This is a genomic window from Mannheimia granulomatis, from assembly GCF_011455695.1.
GTDB classification, from domain to species: domain Bacteria; phylum Pseudomonadota; class Gammaproteobacteria; order Enterobacterales; family Pasteurellaceae; genus Mannheimia; species Mannheimia granulomatis_A.
In genome coordinates this window covers 1,053,799-1,072,348 of sequence record NZ_CP015030.1, presented here as the reverse complement: position 1 = coordinate 1,072,348, position 18,550 = coordinate 1,053,799, and the positions used below count along the sequence as shown (strand labels likewise).

Below are 18,550 nucleotides of genomic sequence, written 5' to 3'. Positions count from 1 at the left end.
TTTTCCTTAATTTAACTTTAATAGAAGCGGTTAAATTTTGGCAAAATTTTACAATTTAACCGCTATGATTAATCTAGAATGAGCTACCAATGTTAAATTGGAATTGCTCAATTTCATCACCTTCATATTTACGAATTGGTTTCGCGTAAGAGAAAGAAAGCGGACCAATTGGAGACATCCATTGGAATGCTATACCTGCAGAGGCTCTAACGCGTTTGAAATCACCGTAGTTAGGAAGCATTGGGTATTCATCTTTTTTCCATTTGGTATTCCAAGCACTTGCCGCATCAACAAACAGAGAGGTTCTGACGTGATGTTGATATTTTTCACTCACAAATGGAGTTGGCGTAATTAATTCTAGGCTGGCTGTCGCTAAAGCATTACCACCAATTACATCGCCATTTCTATTGCTGAATGAACCATCTTTATAATAAATAGCTTGAGGTCCAATTGCACCGTAAGCAAATCCTCTTAATGTGCCAATACCGCCTGCTGAGTAAAGCTGATAGAATGGCACTTCTTTACCGCCGAACCCGTTAGTGTAAGCAATACCGGCCTTACTTGAAATTACCCATTTATGCTCGCGGTTTAACGGGAAGTAATTTCTGAAATCAGCACTGACTCGGTAATACTTATTGTCAGAACCCGGAATCGTAATTTTACCATTAATGCTCGCAGTTGAGCCTTCTGTTGGGAAATAACCTCTATTTAAGTTGTTATAGTTCCAGCCTAATGAAAAATCAAAATCATCTGCTTTGATTTTTTTGTAATAGTTAGTATTAGGATCAATCTCGAAATTCATTGATTTTACATATTTTTCTCGAGTGTATTCACGTGACGCATTTTTGATTTTGTCATGTGTATAACCTAAACCTAAATAATAGGAGTTGTTTTCATTAACCGGGAAACCAAGTGTACCGTTAACACCATAGGTTTGACGTTTATATGAAGCAACATTGTCATTTTTAGAATTATCATAATCTTCATAGAAGATGTTACCGCCTAAACTTACACCATCTTTTGTGAAGTAAGGCTCGGTATAGCCTAGGTTTACACTTGTACCGTAGTCATTTCGGGTACCGTTTAAGCTGATAGTAGAACCCATACCTAAGAAGTTTTCTTGTTTGATTCCTGCTTGGTAGCTGATACCACTTTCGGTACCGTAACCAATACCAAAGTTAATGCTACCTGTATTACGTTCTTTTATTTTATAAACAACATCTACTTGGTCTGTTGTATTTTCTACATTTGGCATTGACATTTCAACGCTTTCATAGAAGCCAGTTCTCTCTAGACGAGCTTTACCTAAAGAGACTTTATTGGTAGAAAGCCACGCACCTTCTTGCTGACGCATTTCACGGCGTAGAGTAGAGTCTGCGGTTACATCGTTACCTTCAAAGCGAATTTTACGTACATAGATGCGGCGGCCTGCATCAACCACGAAGCTAATTTTAACGCTGTTTTCGGCATCATTAAATTGCGGATAAATATCTACTTTTGCAGAGCCGTAGCCGGCGTCACCTAAAATTTGCTTAATTTCTTCTTCAATATGAGTTAAGTCGGACTTACGGAATAATTGCCCCGGTTTAAAATCTTTGAGCAATTTATTCATTTCGGCATCCATATTAGCAGTATTACCAACGATACGCATTTCGCTGACATGATATGGTGAGCCTTCATTTAATTTATAGGTTAAATAGACTTCGGTTTTATTATCATTGAATTGCACATCAGTATCTTGGAGCGCAAATTTTGCATAACCACGATTTAAATAGAAATCTCTTAATGTTTCTAAATCTTTTTGGTGAGCAGTTTGTTCAAATTTGCTACTTTCAAAAATATTCCACCATGATACATCCGGTTGGATAGATAAATGATCTAATAGCTCATTTTCAGAGAAAGCTTGATTACCTTCAAACTTGATTGTCTTCGCTTTCGCAACCTCACCTTCATCAATCACTAATTTTACATTAACGCCACCCTCATTATTGTTGGTGACAACGGTGTCTATTTTTGCTTCATAACGTCCGGCAGAACGGTAATAGTCAAGTAAACTTTGTTTGAAAGCCTCTAATTTAGCTGCATCAAAAATTTCACCTTGATTGATAAGATTTGCTTTTAAGTTTTGTTCTAAAGCATCTTTAGGAACTGCTTTATTACCTTCAATGTCCAGTTTGCCAATAATCGGTTTTTCTGCCACTTTAATAACAAGTGTATTACCCTCGCGGCTTGCACGTACATCGGCAAAACGTTGTTGGTTGAATAAATGACGAACGACATTAGATACATCGGTATCTGTTGCAGTTTGACCGACTCTTACCGGAATGGAAGATATGATAGCTGCACCGGTTGTCGGCTGTACACCTTCAACACGAATATCTTTTACAACAAAAGGTGCAGCAACTACACCGTTTGCAATTAAAAGCGAAGAAAGTAATAATTTTTTCATTGAAATTATCCTATGGAGTTTGCAAGGTTGTTTGCGAAATTGTTTACAATCTGCATCGCAGATTGCTTATTAAAAATGAATCAGATCATTTACAAAGGCAAATAACATTAAACTGATTACAAGTGCAATACCGATTTGTTGAAATCTGAACTGTACTTTTTCAGATAATGCTTTGCCTCGAACAGCTTCAATTGCCAATAAAACCAGTTGTCCACCATCTAGAGGTAATATAGGGAATAAGTTCATTACCCCTAGATTAACACTGATTAAAGCCATAAAACTTAAGTAGTAAATCCAACCGATTTCGGCTGTAGCACCTGCTCCTTTTGCCATTGAAATCGGACCACCTAAATTTTTAATTGATAAATCACCGGTAATTAAATTGCCGATAAACTGAAGTATGGTTTGGATTAAAGACCATACTTTTTCAATACTTTTGTAAAATGCACTAAGAATATCATATTTTAATTCGGTACGATATTTATCTGCAAGCGCTTCATATGTTGGCACAATACCGATAATATATCTTTCATCTCGTTTTTCAGGCTGAAGCATTAGAGTTTTGATTTCTCCTTTTTGTTCAACTTGAAGTTCAAGTAAATTTCCTGTTTGTACCAGTTCAATTAATGTTTGCCAATTAAAAGGTTGTTGATTCACAAGAAGAATATGATCGCCACTTTGTAACCCTGCTTTGCTGGCTGGGGAAGCATCAACAACTTGTTTAATCTCAGCACTAACTTTAGCACTTTTCGGTCGAATACCGAGAGTTGTTAACGGATTTTCTTTTGCACCATCTACATTCCAATTGGAAAGGTCTAGCTGGAAAGAGCGTGTTTCATTACTGTCAATTAAACTTCCTTCTAAAACGACATTTTTATTACCTACATTCCCTACCAATGCTAATCCGGCACTTTCCCAATCTTGAATATTTTGATTGCCGATTTTAGTAATTTCTAATTCGGGAATCAGTTTAGCTTCTGCTGCGATACTATTTGGTAAAATTTCCCCGATCACAGGTTTAATGGTTGGAATACCGGAAGCGAATACCGTCCAATAGGCCAGTATTGCAAAAATAAAATTAGCAGCAGGTCCCGCAAAAATAATAAATGCACGCTGCAAAACTGATTTATTTGCTAAAGATTGTTCTGCTGGGGCAATGATATCTTCTTCCCCATTCCACATTTGTACATAGCCACCTAGAGGAATCAAGGAAAAAGCAAATTCAGTACCGTATTTATCTCTCTTTTTAAATAAAACCTTGCCAAAACCAATTGAAAAACGAATAACTTTCACACCACATCGGCGTGCAGCCCAGAAGTGTCCATATTCATGAACAAAAACCAGAACACAGATTAGAATAAAAAAAGCAATCGTTGAAGTCATAGTTTAAAGTACAAAGAAGAAAAACGTTGCAAAAAAAGGAATAGCTGCAGTTAAACTATCAATACGGTCTAAAATACCGCCATGTCCCGGGATTAAGTTACTGCTGTCTTTAATACCTGCTTGACGTTTAAACATACTTTCAGCAAGATCGCCCAATACGGAAATTGCGACTGTTGCCACTGAAACTAAAATAAATGGCACGGTTGATAATTCACGACCAAAAACATTATTGGGGGTAAGTTGTAAGAAAACAAAGGCAATAATGCCGGATGTAAATAATCCTCCTATAACGCCTTCCCAAGACTTACCCGGAGAGACTTTCGGTGCTAATTTACGTTTACCAAATGCTCGACCGAAGAAATAGGCACCGGAATCCGCTCCCCATACTAATAAGCAAACATAGAGGAATAAATAAGTACCTTGATATGGATTAAACGAATAGTTATAAAAGCGTAATGCTAAAACACCAATTAAAAAAGGGAGCAGGGTTGCGAAACCAAATAGGAATTTGGCAACGACTGATTTTGCCCAAATATTGGCAGATTTCGGATAGCTAACTACAAGAAGCAAGGCGATAAACCACCAGATACAGCCCAAAAAGAGTAGAGGGGTAGTTTCATCAGTTAAGAAACGGGCTGCACGAATGTAGTCTGTATTAGCAAAAATAAGAAAGAGTAACAGACAGATGCTTACCATCGCGACTATTGCTCGAGGAACCGGGCGTTTAATACCTGCAAATTGTGCCCATTCCCACATTGCGGCAACAATAATGGCAGCTAATACTAATGTAAGTGGAAGAGGCGAAAGCCAAAAAATAGCAGCCAAAACGGCAAAAATCATTAAAATTGCTGAAAGTACACGTTCTTTTAACATCTTAATTTTATTTCCTTTTATTTGAACTAACAGCTACCAAAACGGCGTTCACGTTGTTGGTAAGACAAAATTGCTTGACTAAAGGTTTCATCATCAAAATCGGGCCATAATACGGGCGTAAAAAATAGCTCAGCATAAGCAATCTGCCATAATAAAAAATTGCTGATTCGCTGCTCGCCACTGGTACGAATTAATAAATCCACTTCAGGCTGATTTTCTGTGGATAATTGCTGTTGAAATAATTCTGGAGTAATTTGTTCAATAGCCAATTGATTGTCCTTTACTTGAGCAGCAACTTTTTGAGCTGCTTGAACAATATCCCAATAACCGCCATAGTTTGCAGCAATATTTAAAATTAATCCTGTATTGTTTTCGGTTAATTTTTCCGATTCCGCAATACGTTTTTGTAAGTTTTCACTAAAGGCAGATTTATCGCCAATAATATTCAAACGAATATTGTTTTTATGTAATTTTTTCACCTCAGAATCCAATGCTCGCATAAAAAGCGACATTAAGGCTGAGACTTCAGTTTCCGGTCTGCTCCAGTTTTCACTACTGAAAGCATAAAGTGTAAGCACTTTAATTTGATGTTTAGCTGCAAAACTTACCGCAGAACGAACCGCTTTCACACCGTTTTGATGACCAAAAATGCGTAATTTCCCTTTCTGCTTAGCCCAACGACCATTGCCATCCATAATAATTGCGACGTGTCGGGGCATATTTTGAGGATCAAAGTTCACAGAATTTACTCGCTAAATAGATAAATAAAATAGGCATAACTATACCACAGGATGAGTCATAGTGGAATTGGCAAGCAATATTTGAAAAGTTTTATCTTGGAAATATAACCCAACTCAATAAATATCAAATTGAAAAATACTATAAATTGTCATCAAACTGTCATAATTCTTTTCTACACTTAGTCACGCAACAGCAACTCAATTCAATTTAAGGAGAATTAACTATGCTAATGCGTATGACTAAAAAAACGATCTTATTAGGCTCTCTGGTTACTGCAGTAGCTTCATTTTCACAAGCACACACCATTACAGGCGCCGGAGCATCATTTCCTTACCCGATTTATGCGAAGTGGGCATCGTTATATGAAAAAGAAACCGGTAATAAAGTGAATTATCAATCCATCGGTTCAGGTGGCGGACAGCAACAAATTATTGCACAAACAGTAGATTTTGGTGCGTCAGATGACCCAATGAAGGCAGAACTTTTGCAACAACATCAATTATTACAATTCCCTGCTATTATTGGAGCAACAGTTCCGGTGATTAATGTACCGGGTATTAAAGCAGGTGAATTAAAATTATCCGGAGAATTATTAGCGCAAATCTATCTCGGTAACATTGCTCAATGGAATGATGTTGCCATTCAAAAATTAAACCCATCATTAAATTTACCCGACAAAAAAATTCTCGTGATTCATCGTTCAGATGGTTCGGGTACTACCTTTGGCTTCACTAACTATTTATCTAAAGTCTCTTCTGATTGGAAAATGAAAGTGGGTGAAGGCAAAGCGGTGAAATGGCCGGTAGGGCAAGGCGGAAAAGGCAATGAAGGTATTGCAGCCTACGTTCGTCAAATGAAATATTCCATCGGCTATGTGGAATATGCTTATGCGAAACAAAATAACCTAGCTTGGACAGCCTTACAAAATCAAAGCGGCAAATTTGTTCAGCCAACTAAAGAGAGCTTTATGGCAGCGGCAAGCAATGCCAAATGGAACGAAGCAGCGGGCATGGGTGTTGTTCTAACCAACGAAGCCGGTGAGCAATCTTGGCCGATTACTGCCGCAAGTTTTATTTTGCTCAACAAGCAAAGCAACAAGCCTGAAAACACACAAAATGTGTTGAAGTTCTTTGACTGGGCGTTTGCTAAAGGTCAAGAGGCAGCGACTGAATTGGATTATGTACCAATTCCAAGTGATGTGGTGAAAAACATTCAAGCTAAGTGGCAGAGTGAATTACCAAAATAGTTGCAAAAATCATTGAAAAAGCGACCGCTTGTAGGCGAGTGGTTGCTGATTAATAACAAGCTAAGCAAGGAATGACTATGCTTAAAACGACACAATGTTTAAATCAAAAACGATTTGAACTTTTTTTCAAATATATGACCGCTTGTTTTGCTTGGTGCGTGTTCATATTACTGGCTGCCATTTTGATTGCGTTGATGCTGGAAAGTTGGCAAAGCATTCAGCATTTTGGCGTGAGTTTTTTATGGAGTGAGAATTGGGATCCTGTACAGAATCAGTACGGAGCATTAGTACCGATTATCGGCACACTGATTACTTCTTTCTTAGCTTTGCTCATTGCCGTACCGATCTCTTTTGGGATTGCGGTTTTTATTACCGAGCTTGCCCCAGAATGGTTAAAACGCCCGATTGGGATCGCTATTGAAATGTTGGCAGCGATTCCATCTGTTATCTATGGTATGTGGGGCTTATTCGTTTTTGTGCCGCTATTTCAAGAATATATTCAGCCTACGCTGATTGAAAGTTTAGGCGATTTACCGATTTTGGAATACTTTTTTGCCGGAGCCCCGTTTGGTATCGGTTTATTTACCGCAGGCTTGGTATTAGCAATTATGGTAATTCCATTTATTGCTTCAATGATGCGTGATGTCTTTAGCATTGTGCCGCCGATGTTGAAAGAAAGTGCTTATGGTTTAGGCTCAACCCGTTGGGAAGTGTTATGGAAAGTAGTGTTGCCTTATACCAAAACAGGACTTATCGGCAGCATTATGTTGGGCTTCGGTCGTGCATTAGGCGAAACAATGGCGGTAACTTTTGTGATTGGTAATGCCTTCCAGCTGCCAGACTCACTATTCTCTCCATCTACCTCAATTTCTTCAGCAATTGCCAATGAATTTAATGAGGCAGCAGGATTACAAAAAGCGGCACTCATTGAATTAGGCTTATTACTGTTTTTAATTACAACCGTAGTGTTAGCTATTTCTCGTTTATTGATTTTGAGAATGCAGAAAAAAGAAGGGAAGAAGTAAAGAAGGAAAACGATGATGAAAAATTTAGATAACTCACGTTTTTACTGGCGTAAATGTTGCAACAAAATAATGCTTGGCTTGGCGTATGTGGCTGTTGTGTTTGGCTTGTTTTGGCTGTGCTGGATTTTATTTTCGCTGATTAGCCGTGGGATTCCGGCGCTATCATTGGATCTTTTTACAATGGAAACGCCGGCTCCGAACGAAAAAGGTGGTTTGATTAATGCCATTGTCGGCTCATTATTAATGGTGGGTTTAGGTACGTTAATTGGTACACCTATCGGTGTGTTGGCAGGAACCTACTTGGCGGAATATGGGCATTACAGCCGTTTTGCCAAAGTGACTCGTTTTTTAAACGATATTTTACTTTCCGCACCCTCTATTATTATCGGTTTGTTTATTTACACTATTTATGTTTCCAAAGTCGGGCATTTTTCCGGCTGGGCAGGTTCTTTAGCTTTGGCTGTTTTGATGATCCCGATTGTGGTGCGAACCACCGACAGCATGCTGAACCTCATTCCCAATAACTTGCGAGAAGCGGCGATTGCTTTGGGTTGCCCGCAATGGCGAATGATTGTAATGATTTGTTATCGAGCGGCAAAATCGGGAATTTTAACCGGCGTATTATTAGCTGTTGCCCGCATTGCAGGTGAAACTGCACCGCTCTTATTCACGGCGTTATCCAACCAATTTATGTCTTGGGATATGAATACACCAATAGCGAATTTGCCGGTGGTGATTTATCAATATGCTGCAAGTCCATTTACCGATTGGAATAATTTAGCTTGGGCGGGGGCGATTTTAATCACCTTATTTGTACTATGTATTAATGTACTGAGCCGTTTCTTCTTACAACCAAAACAGAAATAAAAGGATTTTTATGATGAATGCGAATATTAAAATTGCGGTAAATAATCTGAATTTTTATTATGGTGATTTTCACGCGTTAAAAAACATTAACTTAACTATTGCCAAAAACAAAGTGACGGCATTTATCGGGCCATCAGGCTGCGGTAAATCAAGCTTATTACGTACTTTTAACCGAATGTTTGAACTCTACCCGAACCAAAGAGCAACGGGGGAAATCAATTTAGACGGTGAAAATTTACTCACCACTCACACTGATGTGGCATTATTGCGGGCGAAAGTGGGTATGGTTTTCCAAAAACCGACCCCATTCCCAATGTCGATTTATGATAATATTGCCTTTGGGATCCGTTTGTTTGAAAAGCTGCCAAAAGCGGAATTAAATGATCGGGTAGAATGGGCATTAACCAAAGCGGCACTTTGGAATGAAGTGAAAGATAAATTACGCCAAAGCGGTGATAGCTTATCGGGCGGGCAACAGCAACGCTTGTGTATTGCTCGAGCTATTGCGGTGAAACCAGATGTTTTGTTGTTGGATGAGCCTTGCTCGGCGTTAGATCCGATTTCTACCATGAAAATTGAAGAACTCATTACCGAGCTAAAACAAGACTATACATTGGCAATGGTTACCCACAATATGCAACAAGCGGCACGTTGTTCTGATTACACCGCCTTTATGTATTTGGGCGAATTAGTGGAGTTTGGTGAAACTAAACAAATTTTCAACGAGCCGAAAGTTCCTCGTACCGCCGATTATATTTTAGGTAAAATGGGGTAAATTCCAACCGCACTTTGAGTCGATAAAATCTGGAGCAAGCGGTCTATTTTTCAGAAAAATTTGCAAGAAGGATTTGAAAATGACAAAACGTATTTTAGTGGTCGAAGATGAACGCGGTATTCGGGAAATGATCTGCCTGTTTCTAATGCAGCACGATTATCAAGTATTGGAAGCGGAAGATTACCAAAGTGCGGTTAATAAATTAAAAGAAAACCCACAACTCATCTTGCTGGACTGGATGTTGCCGGGGCGTTCCGGCATACAACTTATTCAGTATCTTAAAAAGCAGGAGGAAACCTCACAAATTCCGATTATTATGCTCACTGCCCGTAGTGCTGAGGAAGATTGTATTACCAGCCTAAATGCTGGTGCTGATGATTATGTAGTTAAACCTTTCTCGCCTAAAGTACTACTTGCCCGTATTGAGGCTGTTTGGCGACGTATTTACGAGCAAAACTCGCAACTCATTCAAATCAATCAACTTAGCTTGGATGAAAATACTCAGCGGGTGTTTTATCAGCAAGAACAAATTCATTTAAGCCATACCGAATTTAAGCTACTTCACTTCTTTATGAAAAATCCGGAAAAGGTCTATTCCCGAGAACAGCTACTCAACCATATTTGGGGTGATGATTTAGAGGTGGAAGACCGCACGGTAGATAGTTATATTCGCCGCCTACGCCGAAGTCTTGAGCCGTTTCATTGCGAGATCTATTTGCAAACTGTTCGAGGAAGCGGTTACTGCTTTTCTACCTATCTCTCGGAGGGATAATGAAAAAATTACTTAATTTTTTGTTAGAACTGATAGCTGCTGTGGTTACCGCATTCATATTTAGTTTATTTGGCTTAGCTTTTTCAACTTGGCTTATTGTTATTTTGCTTGGACTGTTGATCTGGCATCATGTTACTGAGTATAAGCTCTTGCAAATGCTAAATCCCAAAACAGATAAGGTAACTGAACTCATGAATTTAGAGAGCTTTTCGCAAACTATTTCTTATTATCGAAATAAAAATAAAAAAGAGAAGCTCGAAAATTTACGCTTACTTTCTAAATTAAATAAAAATATTCAAGTTCTTCCTGATGCGATTATTATTTGTCAGGCAGATGGCGAAATATCTTGGTGTAACCAAGTAGCGCAAAGGATGTTTGATTTTTATTGGCATAAAAAGATTCAAAAAAATATTTTCAATATTATTTTTTATAAGCAATTTAAACATTATTTTGCACAGAGAAAAAAGAATCGACCACTTGTATTATTTACATATAATAAACGTTATATTGAAATTCATATCCATCAATACGATCCGCAAACCTTATTAATTATTGGGCGTGATATTACCGAAATGATTAAATTACTACGTTCACGCCAAACCTTTTTAAGTAATATTAATCACGAATTAAGAACTCCGCTTACGATATTACAAGGCTATCTAGAAATACTTGAAGATAGTCCCAAACAAACTGTGTTGCAACAAAAAGCGATAAAAGCCATGCAAGAACAGAGCTTTCGAATGACACATTTATTAGAACAGCTCAACTTATTGGCAAAAATTGAGACCTCATCGAATAAAGAACACAAACTATTTAATATGTCAGCGATGATATTATCACTACAAACAGAAGCTGAAATTTTAAATACTTATAATCACCAAATTAGTTTTAATGTTATCCCTAATATTGAGATATGGGGCAACCAAGATCAACTGCATAGTGTGGTATCTAACTTAATTTATAATGCAATTAAACATTCAGGCAAAGAGTGCCGAATCGAAATTCACTGGCAACCTTGCGAACAAGGAATGGAATTTAGTGTAAAAGATAATGGTATCGGGATTCCCGACATTCACCTGCCGCATTTAACCGAACGTTTTTATCGGGTGGATGAATCTCGCAGTAAAAAAACTGGCGGCAGTGGCTTAGGGCTAGCGATTGTTAAACACGCATTAGAACAACACAATGCTAATTTAATCATCACCAGCCAAGAAGGAGAAGGCAGCTGCTTTTCTTTTATATTAAACCAAAGTCTAATCTCTAATGATTAAAAATTGTCCTTTTGTTGGCGAAGTGCAATAAATTCAGCTAAATCGACCGCTTGCATAAAGGGGTTTACCTTCATCTCTTGCCCGATTGTAGTAGGCAAGGTCGGTTTATGTTGGGAGCGAAGAATCTCAACATAATCCTGATATTCGCTTAATGCACAGCTTTGCGGCAGAACGGCGGTTGCAAATTTCAAGTTGCTTTGGGTATATTCGTGAGCAGGATAGACTTTTACCGAATCAGGTAAGGCTTTAAAGCGTTGCAGGGCTTCAAATTGGGCTTGATGATCGCCGGTAAATACCCGACCGCAGCCACCAGAAAAAAGTGAGTCTCCACAAAACAGATAATCGTAACCGAACAAATAACTGATATGTCCCGCAGTGTGGCCAGCACTTTCCATCACCTTTACTTCATAGCTAAACAGCTTGAAGCTCTCGTTTGGGGCAACAATGTTATTGGCAAATTCCGCTACTTCTGCCGGTCCGTAAACAGGCAAGTTAGGGTAATGTTGCAGGATCTCTGGAACGCCATCGGTGTGATCGTGGTGGTTATGGGTCAACAAACAAGCGGTCAAATTTAACGAATTTTTTGCGATAAAATCCAATACAGGTTTAGCTTCTGAAGGATCGACAATAATCAAATCTTGGTGTTGGATAATCGCCCAAATGTAATTATCAGACAGGGCGGGAATAGGGATAATCCGAAGCATAACATTCTCCTGATAAAAGAGAGTTCAGATAAAAGGGTGGGGCGTTACCAGCCACCCTCGGCACACGGAAATTTCAACCCAGACTGCTTTCTTCCGAACCTGATCAAGTAAGCTGAACACCATTGCGAGGAACCAATAACGCCCCATAGAATTACTCCTTAAGGCGTAAGGGTTTTTATTATAGATAAATTTTAAAATAAGACAAGACTGAATTTTACAAGCGGTCATTTTCTGGCGAAATTTTGCAAGATTTTGCTTAAAAATAACCGCTTGTAAGATAAATTAAGCTTTGACTAACAATGCAACCGCTTCACAAGCAATGCCTTCTCCTCTGCCGGTAAAGCCTAATTTTTCGGTAGTAGTGGCTTTTACATTCACTTGAGCAATATCGCATTTCAAATCTTCAGCGATGGTTTGACGCATTTTATCAATATGCGGACGCATTTTCGGGGCTTGTGCGATAATAGTGACATCCACATTGCCCACTTTATAACCTTGTTCTTGTACTTGGCGATAGGCTTCAATCAATAAACCACGGCTGTCGGCATTTTTATATTGCATATCGGTATCGGGGAAGAGTTTACCAATGTCGCCTAACGCTACTGCACCTAATAGGGCATCGGTGAGGGCGTGTAGAGCAACATCGCCGTCGCTATGGGCGATAAAGCCAGTGTGGTAAGGCACTTCAACGCCGGCGATAATCAAGCGGCGGTTTTCGCCAAAGGCATGAACATCAAAACCGTGTCCGATACGAATCATATTATTTCTCCAAATGATGTGTTAAATAAAATTCCGCCAAGGCTAAGTCTTCCGGACGGGTAATTTTCAAGTTATCACTTCTACCGGCAACTAATTCCGGTTGATAGCCGCTGAGTTCCATCGCTGAGGCTTCATCGGTCACACTTTGTTTTTTCGCAAAAGCAGAAGCTAGAGCATCTCTTAGAATTTTTGCTGGGAAAAATTGTGGAGTTAACGCGTGCCATAAGGTTGAGCGGTCTTCTGTATGCAGAATATGTGATCCCTCGGCACGTTTCATCGTATCCACCGCAGGGGTGGCAAGAATGGCACCCTGTTTGTTTTCGATTTGCAAAATTTTGTCTAAATCGGACCGCTTGAGACAAGGGCGTGCAGCATCATGCACTAATGCCCAAGCACTGTCTTCAATATGTTGTAGCGCGTTAAAGACAGAATCTGCACGAGTTGCACCACCAAAAACAATTTGTACTTTTGTTGATTTCAGCAGATCAATATGGGCATAGAAAGGATCATCTTTTGCAACTGCTACAATTACTTTTTCAATTAAAGGATGTTCAAGAAAAAGGGAAACCGTATGTTCTAAAATCGTTTTCCCCTGTAGCTTTAAATATTGTTTCGGTTTTTCAGCCATCATTCGGCTACCAACACCTGAAGCCGGAATGACCGCAATAATCTTTCGAGTCATAGGGCTCCTTACTGCTTAGTTTTTGGCACAATACGGTAAAATACTTCATTTTCTTTTACCATTTCACGTTCAAGTCTGGCTCGTTCTTCTAAGGCATCCACGCCGTTTTTTAAATCGTAAATTTCAGCTTCAATCAGTTTATTACGAGCAGTTAATTTCGCATTCTCTTCTTTTAGTAATGTGACTTCATGTTGAACGTCTTGGTAGTCATTCCAGCCGTTTTTACCGAACCAGAATGTATATTGGGAGAGTCCGAGCAGTAATGCAAAAAAAATAATCAATAAACGCATCTATTTTCTCTTGTGTAAAGTTATCTGAATGGTAAGCGGTCTGATTTTACCCTGAATTTGCAAAAAATCCTAACAAAACGCATAGCGTTTTAAGGTAGGAGTTTTAGCGCGTAATCAAAATTATCTGTGATTTTATAAGAAAAATTTTACTGCCTATAATGAAATTTTGAGTTTAGCAAGCCAAAATAACTTTTAAATTTTGACGTAAGACAAATAAGCATAGATATTTTACAAATTTTTGTAATGAATTTTCAAAAATTTGAAGTATGTAACATTTTTTTTTTTTTGTTTTCGTATAATAGACCCAGTTTAATTTTATAACTATTATGAGGTAACCACTATGTTAAATCGTATTGAACAAGAACTTGCAGTTTTAGGTATTACAAATGTAAAAGAAATCGTTCGTAACCCTAGCTATGAGCAACTGTTTGAAGAGGAGATGAAGCCCGATCTTCAAGGTTATGAAAAAGGTGTATTAACAAATTTAGGCGCGGTTGCAGTAGATACTGGTATTTTTACAGGTCGTTCTCCTAAAGATAAATATATTGTGTTAGATGAAACTACAAAAGATACAATTTGGTGGACATCAGAAGCTGCTAAAAATGATAATAAGCCGATGAACCAATCTACATGGCAGAGCTTAAAAGGTTTAGTAACCGATGAACTTTCAAATAAACGTTTATTCATTATTGATGCATTTTGTGGTGCGAGTCCGGAACACCGTATCAATGTACGTATTATTACTCAAGTTGCTTGGCAAGCGCATTTTGTGAAGAATATGTTTATTCGCCCGACAGAAGAAGAATTAAAAGATTTCAAACCTGATTTCGTGGTAATGAATGGCTCTAAAGTAACTAATCCAAATTGGAAAGAGCAAGGACTAAATTCTGAAAACTTTGTGGCGTTTAACGTAACTGAAGGTGTTCAAATTATTGGTGGTACTTGGTACGGTGGTGAAATGAAAAAAGGTATGTTCTCAATGATGAACTACTTCTTACCACTTAAAGGTGTTGCTTCAATGCACTGTTCGGCAAATGTAGGTGAAGAAGGCGATGTAGCTGTATTCTTCGGCTTATCAGGAACAGGTAAAACGACATTATCAACCGATCCGAAACGCAAACTAATCGGTGATGACGAACATGGCTGGGATGAAAATGGCGTATTTAACTATGAAGGCGGTTGTTATGCGAAAACCATTAATCTCTCTATCGAAAATGAACCGGATATTTACCGTGCTATTCGCCGCGATGCGTTGTTAGAAAACGTTGTTGTACGTGAAGATGGTACTATTGATTTTGATGATAAATCTAAAACAGAAAATACGCGTGTAAGTTATCCTATTTACCATATTGATAATATTGCGGTTCCATCAAAAGCTGGCCATGCTAAGAAAGTGATTTTCTTGACTGCGGATGCATTTGGGGTGTTACCTCCAGTGTCTAAATTAACGCCAGAGCAAACTAAATATTACTTCTTATCTGGCTTTACTGCGAAATTAGCAGGTACAGAGCGAGGCATTACTGAGCCAACTCCAACATTCTCAGCTTGTTTCGGTGCAGCGTTTTTATCTCTACATCCAACGCAATATGCAGAAGTATTAGTGAAACGTATGGAAGCTGCTGGAGCAGAAGCGTACTTAGTGAATACAGGTTGGAACGGCACAGGCAAACGTATTTCAATTAAAGATACTCGTGGTATTATTGATGCAATTTTAGATGGCTCAATTGATAAAGCGGAAATGGGTAAATTACCAATCTTTGATTTAGCGATTCCAACTGAGTTACCGGGTGTAGATACAGCGATTTTAGACCCACGTAATACCTACGCAGACCAATCACAATGGCAGGCCAAAGCAGAAGATTTAGCGGGTCGATTTGTGAAAAACTTTGAAAAATATGCGACGAACGATGAGGGTAAAGCATTAATTTCAGCTGGTCCGAAGTTATAATGTATTTTGATGAGTTATAATCTATAAAAAATAAAAACAAGGGCTAAACCTTTTACGAGGTTTAGTCCTTTTCTATCAAGGAGAAATAAGTGACAACATTTCAATTAAAACTCAAAGCCAAAGATGAATTAACTCTCCACCCAACAGCACAATATTGGCGGAAATGCCAAGTGGAAGAGCTTTTCGATATGCCGTTTATGGATTTAGTGTTCAAAGCGGCAAAAATTCATCGTGAAAACTTTGATCCTAATGCAATTCAGCTCTCTACGTTACTTTCAATTAAAACAGGTGGTTGTGCAGAGGATTGTGAATATTGTCCACAATCCGCCCGCTATGATACCGGTATAGAAAAGCAGACAATGTTAGATATTGAAACTATTGTAGAAAAAGCCAAAATTGCTAAAGAAAGAGGTGCGAGCCGCTTTTGTATGGGGGCTGCATGGCGGGGGCCAAAGCCAAAGGATATTAAAGTGGTGTCTGAAATTATCAATGCGGTGAAATCGTTGGGTTTAGAAACTTGTGGCACTTTTGGTATGTTAGAAGAAGGCATGGCAGAAGAATTAAAAGATGCTGGCTTAGATTACTACAATCACAATTTAGATACGGATCCGGAACGTTACAATAAAATTATCCATACTCGTAATCATGATGATAGAATGGATACCCTCGGTAAAGTGCGTAATGCAGGGCTTAAGGTATGCTGTGGTGGTATTGTTGGCATGAATGAAACCCGTCCGGAAAGAGCAGGCTTAATTGCAAGTTTAGCAAACCTTGATCCACAACCTGAAAGTGTACCAATTAACCAACTTATTAAAGTAGAAGGTACACCGTTAGAGAATGCTGAAGACCTCGACTGGACAGAATTTGTTCGTACTATTGCTGTTGCCAGAATTACCATGCCTCGTAGTTTTGTTCGTCTTTCTGCCGGTAGAACCGCTATGCCGGAAGCAATGCAAGCACTTTGCTTTATGGCAGGGGCAAACTCAATTTTCTATGGAGATAAACTTCTCACTACCGAAAACCCGGAAGAAGATCACGATAGACAATTAATGGATAAGCTCAATTTATATCCATTGAAATATGAGTGCGATGTTTAATTGCAAGCGGTTAAAAAAGCTAATTTTTTTGCAAGAAAAGCCTCAGTTTGAAAACTAAGGCTTATGTGATATAGGGAAGGACGAAAAATTTTTCGTCCTATTATTTATTTACTCGTTTTAAACATTGGCCAGAATCACAGCTCGCTTCGGGGCAAGGTAGCCTTCAATAGTTTTGCTATGATCGTTAGGGTCTAAGAAATCCACTAAGCTCTCATTTTCCAACCAATCGGTTTTTCGCTGTTCTTCAAGTGTTGTGATGGCCTCATCCACGCAACGTACATTTTTAAAGCCTACTTTTTCTAACCAATTAATCAGAGCCGGTACGGACGGAATAAAATAAACATTTTTCATTTTAGCGTAGCGATCAGCCGGCACGAGAACATCATTCACATCACCGTCAATCACAAGGGTTTCCAACACTAATTCTCCGCCTTTAACAAGCTGAGCTTTGAGCTGTGAAAGATGATCAAGTGGTGATTTACGGTGGTAAAGCACACCCATTGAAAAGACGGTATCAAAAGCGGCAAGGGGCTGCATTTGCTCGATACCTAGTGGAATTAAATTCGCTCGGCGGTCGTTGCCAAGCAGCTTACGTACTGCTTCAAATTGACATAGAAAAAGCTCGGTTGGGTCAATGCCTACCACCATTTGGGCACCTTCACCTACCATTCGCCACATATGATAGCCGCTACCACAGCCTACATCTAAAATTGTTCTACCTTCAAGAGGCGCAAGGTGGGGTAGTACACGATCCCATTTGAAATCGGAACGCCATTCGGTATCAATATGAATGCCGTGTAAGTGGTATGGACCTTTACGCCACGGCATAAGTTGTTTTAAGTGATGAGTAATTTGCTTGATTTCTCCTTCAGATAACGGCTGAGTAGGAATAGATTCCACCTTATCTTTTAGGTTAATACAAGCGGTTGAATTTGGTAAAAAATTTGCAACTTTTGCCCATTTAGAGTAATCAGCATGGGTGGTTTTCTCCCATTGAGTTAACTGCAAAGGCAAGGTTTCTAACCAAGCAGAAAGAGGAGAGGTTGCAATTTGTTGATAAAAAGGACGGAAGTCGATCATAATAAATAATGTAAAAATATAAAGGCGTATGTTATACGCCTTTTATCTATCCCAAATCAAGTTTTATTTAAAGTCTCAAAGCAAAAAATCACTTCACCAGAACTGTTGCTTGGCCGGCACTATGATAATTGCGATCAAAATATATCAGAGCCTCTTGGTTGTTAGTTCGTTCGATCTCTATAATTTTACAAATCATAATGCCGTGGGTGCCAACCTGTTTAATTTATGTAATTTCACAATCAAAATTGATCAAGGCCCCTTTAAGCATTGGCGAGCCTGTATTTAGGGTTGTCCAAGTAGCTTTTGCAAATCGTTCATCTTGACTTAGCGGCGAAGCAAATAAGTTTGATAAATGTGATTGTTCGGCGGTCAAGGTATTCACCATGAGTACACGGTTTCTAACAAAATGTTCATAGGCTCTCGCATTGCTATTCATACACACCAACAATGTTGGTGGTGAATCGGTCACACTACAGACAGCTGAGGCTGTAAAGCAGTGGCGACCGGATTCTCCATCTGTAGTCACCACGTGAACAGCTGTTGCAAGTGTTGCCATTGCATCTTTAAATTGTGCAATATCTACCATAA

18 protein-coding genes and 1 other RNA gene are annotated in these 18,550 nt (G+C 38.9%); 8 read left to right on the top strand and 11 right to left on the bottom strand.

What is annotated here, in order from left to right:
- Positions 1 to 73: 73 nt before the first annotated feature.
- The 4 genes from bamA to uppS form a co-directional block, all read right to left on the bottom strand.
- Complete coding sequence (gene bamA / locus A4G16_RS05135; protein ID WP_165888980.1) at positions 74 to 2,449, bottom strand: outer membrane protein assembly factor BamA; 2,376 nt, start codon at positions 2,447 to 2,449, stop codon at positions 74 to 76.
- Between the two features lie 69 nt (positions 2,450 to 2,518).
- Positions 2,519 to 3,832: an RIP metalloprotease RseP gene (rseP, locus tag A4G16_RS05130; RefSeq protein WP_165888979.1), complete on the bottom strand. Its 1,314-nt coding sequence runs from the start codon at positions 3,830 to 3,832 to the stop codon at positions 2,519 to 2,521.
- Between the two features lie 3 nt (positions 3,833 to 3,835).
- Positions 3,836 to 4,705 (bottom strand): phosphatidate cytidylyltransferase, encoded by an 870-nt coding sequence (locus tag A4G16_RS05125; RefSeq protein ID WP_165888978.1) that lies wholly within the window; start codon positions 4,703 to 4,705, stop codon positions 3,836 to 3,838.
- Positions 4,706 to 4,731: 26 nt separating this feature from the next.
- The gene (gene uppS / locus A4G16_RS05120; protein WP_165888977.1) at positions 4,732 to 5,445 is read right to left on the bottom strand and encodes a polyprenyl diphosphate synthase; all 714 of its coding nucleotides are present in this window, start codon (positions 5,443 to 5,445) and stop codon (positions 4,732 to 4,734) included.
- Between the two features lie 236 nt (positions 5,446 to 5,681).
- On the opposite strand from uppS, the gene pstS reads away from it, so the two are divergent.
- The 6 genes from pstS (at position 5,682) to phoR (ending at position 11,402) form a co-directional block, all read left to right on the top strand.
- On the top strand, positions 5,682 to 6,692 hold the full coding sequence (gene pstS, locus A4G16_RS05115) for a phosphate ABC transporter substrate-binding protein PstS (RefSeq protein ID WP_207951358.1): 1,011 nt from the start codon (positions 5,682 to 5,684) through the stop codon (positions 6,690 to 6,692).
- A 71-nt stretch (positions 6,693 to 6,763) separates the two neighbouring features.
- Positions 6,764 to 7,717, top strand: coding sequence for a phosphate ABC transporter permease subunit PstC (gene pstC / locus A4G16_RS05110; protein ID WP_420704465.1), 954 nt, complete (start codon positions 6,764 to 6,766; stop codon positions 7,715 to 7,717).
- A 15-nt stretch (positions 7,718 to 7,732) separates the two neighbouring features.
- Positions 7,733 to 8,584, top strand: coding sequence for a phosphate ABC transporter permease PstA (pstA, locus tag A4G16_RS05105; protein ID WP_420704469.1), 852 nt, complete (start codon positions 7,733 to 7,735; stop codon positions 8,582 to 8,584).
- 10 nt (positions 8,585 to 8,594) lie between these two features.
- Positions 8,595 to 9,359: a phosphate ABC transporter ATP-binding protein PstB gene (pstB, locus tag A4G16_RS05100; RefSeq protein WP_237052397.1), complete on the top strand. Its 765-nt coding sequence runs from the start codon at positions 8,595 to 8,597 to the stop codon at positions 9,357 to 9,359.
- Between the two features lie 79 nt (positions 9,360 to 9,438).
- On the top strand, positions 9,439 to 10,131 hold the full coding sequence (phoB, locus tag A4G16_RS05095) for a phosphate regulon transcriptional regulator PhoB (protein WP_042803340.1): 693 nt from the start codon (positions 9,439 to 9,441) through the stop codon (positions 10,129 to 10,131).
- Positions 10,131 to 11,402 carry a phosphate regulon sensor histidine kinase PhoR gene (gene phoR / locus A4G16_RS05090; protein ID WP_165888973.1) on the top strand — a complete coding sequence of 424 codons (1,272 nt, stop codon included), beginning with the start codon at positions 10,131 to 10,133 and terminating at the stop codon, positions 11,400 to 11,402. Before phoB ends, phoR begins: the two co-directional genes overlap by 1 nt.
- On the opposite strand, the gene gloB is transcribed toward phoR, so the two are convergent.
- From gloB to ftsB, 5 genes are all read right to left on the bottom strand, one after another.
- Entirely contained in the window at positions 11,399 to 12,106 is a 708-nt protein-coding gene (gene gloB / locus A4G16_RS05085) for a hydroxyacylglutathione hydrolase (RefSeq protein WP_165888972.1), read from the bottom strand. The two genes, phoR and gloB, sit on opposite strands and share 4 nt — an antisense overlap.
- 41 nt (positions 12,107 to 12,147) lie before the next feature.
- Positions 12,148 to 12,245: signal recognition particle sRNA small type (ffs, locus tag A4G16_RS05080), an RNA gene on the bottom strand.
- Positions 12,246 to 12,388: 143 nt separating this feature from the next.
- On the bottom strand, positions 12,389 to 12,865 hold the full coding sequence (gene ispF / locus A4G16_RS05075; protein WP_165888971.1) for a 2-C-methyl-D-erythritol 2,4-cyclodiphosphate synthase: 477 nt from the start codon (positions 12,863 to 12,865) through the stop codon (positions 12,389 to 12,391).
- Position 12,866: 1 nt separating this feature from the next.
- Complete coding sequence (gene ispD / locus A4G16_RS05070) at positions 12,867 to 13,547, bottom strand: 2-C-methyl-D-erythritol 4-phosphate cytidylyltransferase (RefSeq protein ID WP_165888970.1); 681 nt, start codon at positions 13,545 to 13,547, stop codon at positions 12,867 to 12,869.
- A gap of 8 nt (positions 13,548 to 13,555) precedes the next feature.
- Positions 13,556 to 13,837, bottom strand: coding sequence for a cell division protein FtsB (gene ftsB / locus A4G16_RS05065; protein ID WP_165888969.1), 282 nt, complete (start codon positions 13,835 to 13,837; stop codon positions 13,556 to 13,558).
- Positions 13,838 to 14,177: 340 nt separating this feature from the next.
- Here ftsB and pckA point away from each other — a divergent pair, with 340 nt between their 5' ends.
- Positions 14,178 to 15,785, top strand: coding sequence for a phosphoenolpyruvate carboxykinase (ATP) (gene pckA / locus A4G16_RS05060; protein WP_165888968.1), 1,608 nt, complete (start codon positions 14,178 to 14,180; stop codon positions 15,783 to 15,785).
- A gap of 89 nt (positions 15,786 to 15,874) precedes the next feature.
- The gene (gene bioB / locus A4G16_RS05055) at positions 15,875 to 16,882 is read left to right on the top strand and encodes a biotin synthase BioB (protein ID WP_165888967.1); all 1,008 of its coding nucleotides are present in this window, start codon (positions 15,875 to 15,877) and stop codon (positions 16,880 to 16,882) included.
- Positions 16,883 to 16,999: 117 nt separating this feature from the next.
- Here bioB and cmoB read toward each other — a convergent pair whose 3' ends face one another.
- Entirely contained in the window at positions 17,000 to 17,962 is a 963-nt protein-coding gene (gene cmoB / locus A4G16_RS05050; RefSeq protein WP_165888966.1) for a tRNA 5-methoxyuridine(34)/uridine 5-oxyacetic acid(34) synthase CmoB, read from the bottom strand.
- A gap of 223 nt (positions 17,963 to 18,185) precedes the next feature.
- On the bottom strand, positions 18,186 to 18,548 hold the full coding sequence (locus A4G16_RS05045) for a flavin reductase (protein ID WP_207951347.1): 363 nt from the start codon (positions 18,546 to 18,548) through the stop codon (positions 18,186 to 18,188).
- Positions 18,549 to 18,550 lie beyond the last annotated feature (2 nt).

Coding starts and splice junctions, on each gene's coding strand:
- bamA (WP_165888980.1), bottom strand. CDS start 2,449: ATGAAAAAATTATTACTTTCTTCGCTTTTAATTGCAAACGGTGTAGTT.
- rseP (WP_165888979.1), bottom strand. CDS start 3,832: ATGACTTCAACGATTGCTTTTTTTATTCTAATCTGTGTTCTGGTTTTT.
- A4G16_RS05125 (WP_165888978.1), bottom strand. CDS start 4,705: ATGTTAAAAGAACGTGTACTTTCAGCAATTTTAATGATTTTTGCCGTT.
- pstS (WP_207951358.1), top strand. CDS start 5,682: ATGACTAAAAAAACGATCTTATTAGGCTCTCTGGTTACTGCAGTAGCT.
- pstC (WP_420704465.1), top strand. CDS start 6,764: ATGACTATGCTTAAAACGACACAATGTTTAAATCAAAAACGATTTGAA.
- pstA (WP_420704469.1), top strand. CDS start 7,733: ATGAAAAATTTAGATAACTCACGTTTTTACTGGCGTAAATGTTGCAAC.
- pstB (WP_237052397.1), top strand. CDS start 8,595: ATGATGAATGCGAATATTAAAATTGCGGTAAATAATCTGAATTTTTAT.
- phoB (WP_042803340.1), top strand. CDS start 9,439: ATGACAAAACGTATTTTAGTGGTCGAAGATGAACGCGGTATTCGGGAA.
- phoR (WP_165888973.1), top strand. CDS start 10,131: ATGAAAAAATTACTTAATTTTTTGTTAGAACTGATAGCTGCTGTGGTT.
- gloB (WP_165888972.1), bottom strand. CDS start 12,106: ATGCTTCGGATTATCCCTATTCCCGCCCTGTCTGATAATTACATTTGG.
- ispF (WP_165888971.1), bottom strand. CDS start 12,865: ATGATTCGTATCGGACACGGTTTTGATGTTCATGCCTTTGGCGAAAAC.
- ispD (WP_165888970.1), bottom strand. CDS start 13,547: ATGACTCGAAAGATTATTGCGGTCATTCCGGCTTCAGGTGTTGGTAGC.
- ftsB (WP_165888969.1), bottom strand. CDS start 13,837: ATGCGTTTATTGATTATTTTTTTTGCATTACTGCTCGGACTCTCCCAA.
- pckA (WP_165888968.1), top strand. CDS start 14,178: ATGTTAAATCGTATTGAACAAGAACTTGCAGTTTTAGGTATTACAAAT.
- cmoB (WP_165888966.1), bottom strand. CDS start 17,962: ATGATCGACTTCCGTCCTTTTTATCAACAAATTGCAACCTCTCCTCTT.
- A4G16_RS05045 (WP_207951347.1), bottom strand. CDS start 18,548: ATGGTAGATATTGCACAATTTAAAGATGCAATGGCAACACTTGCAACA.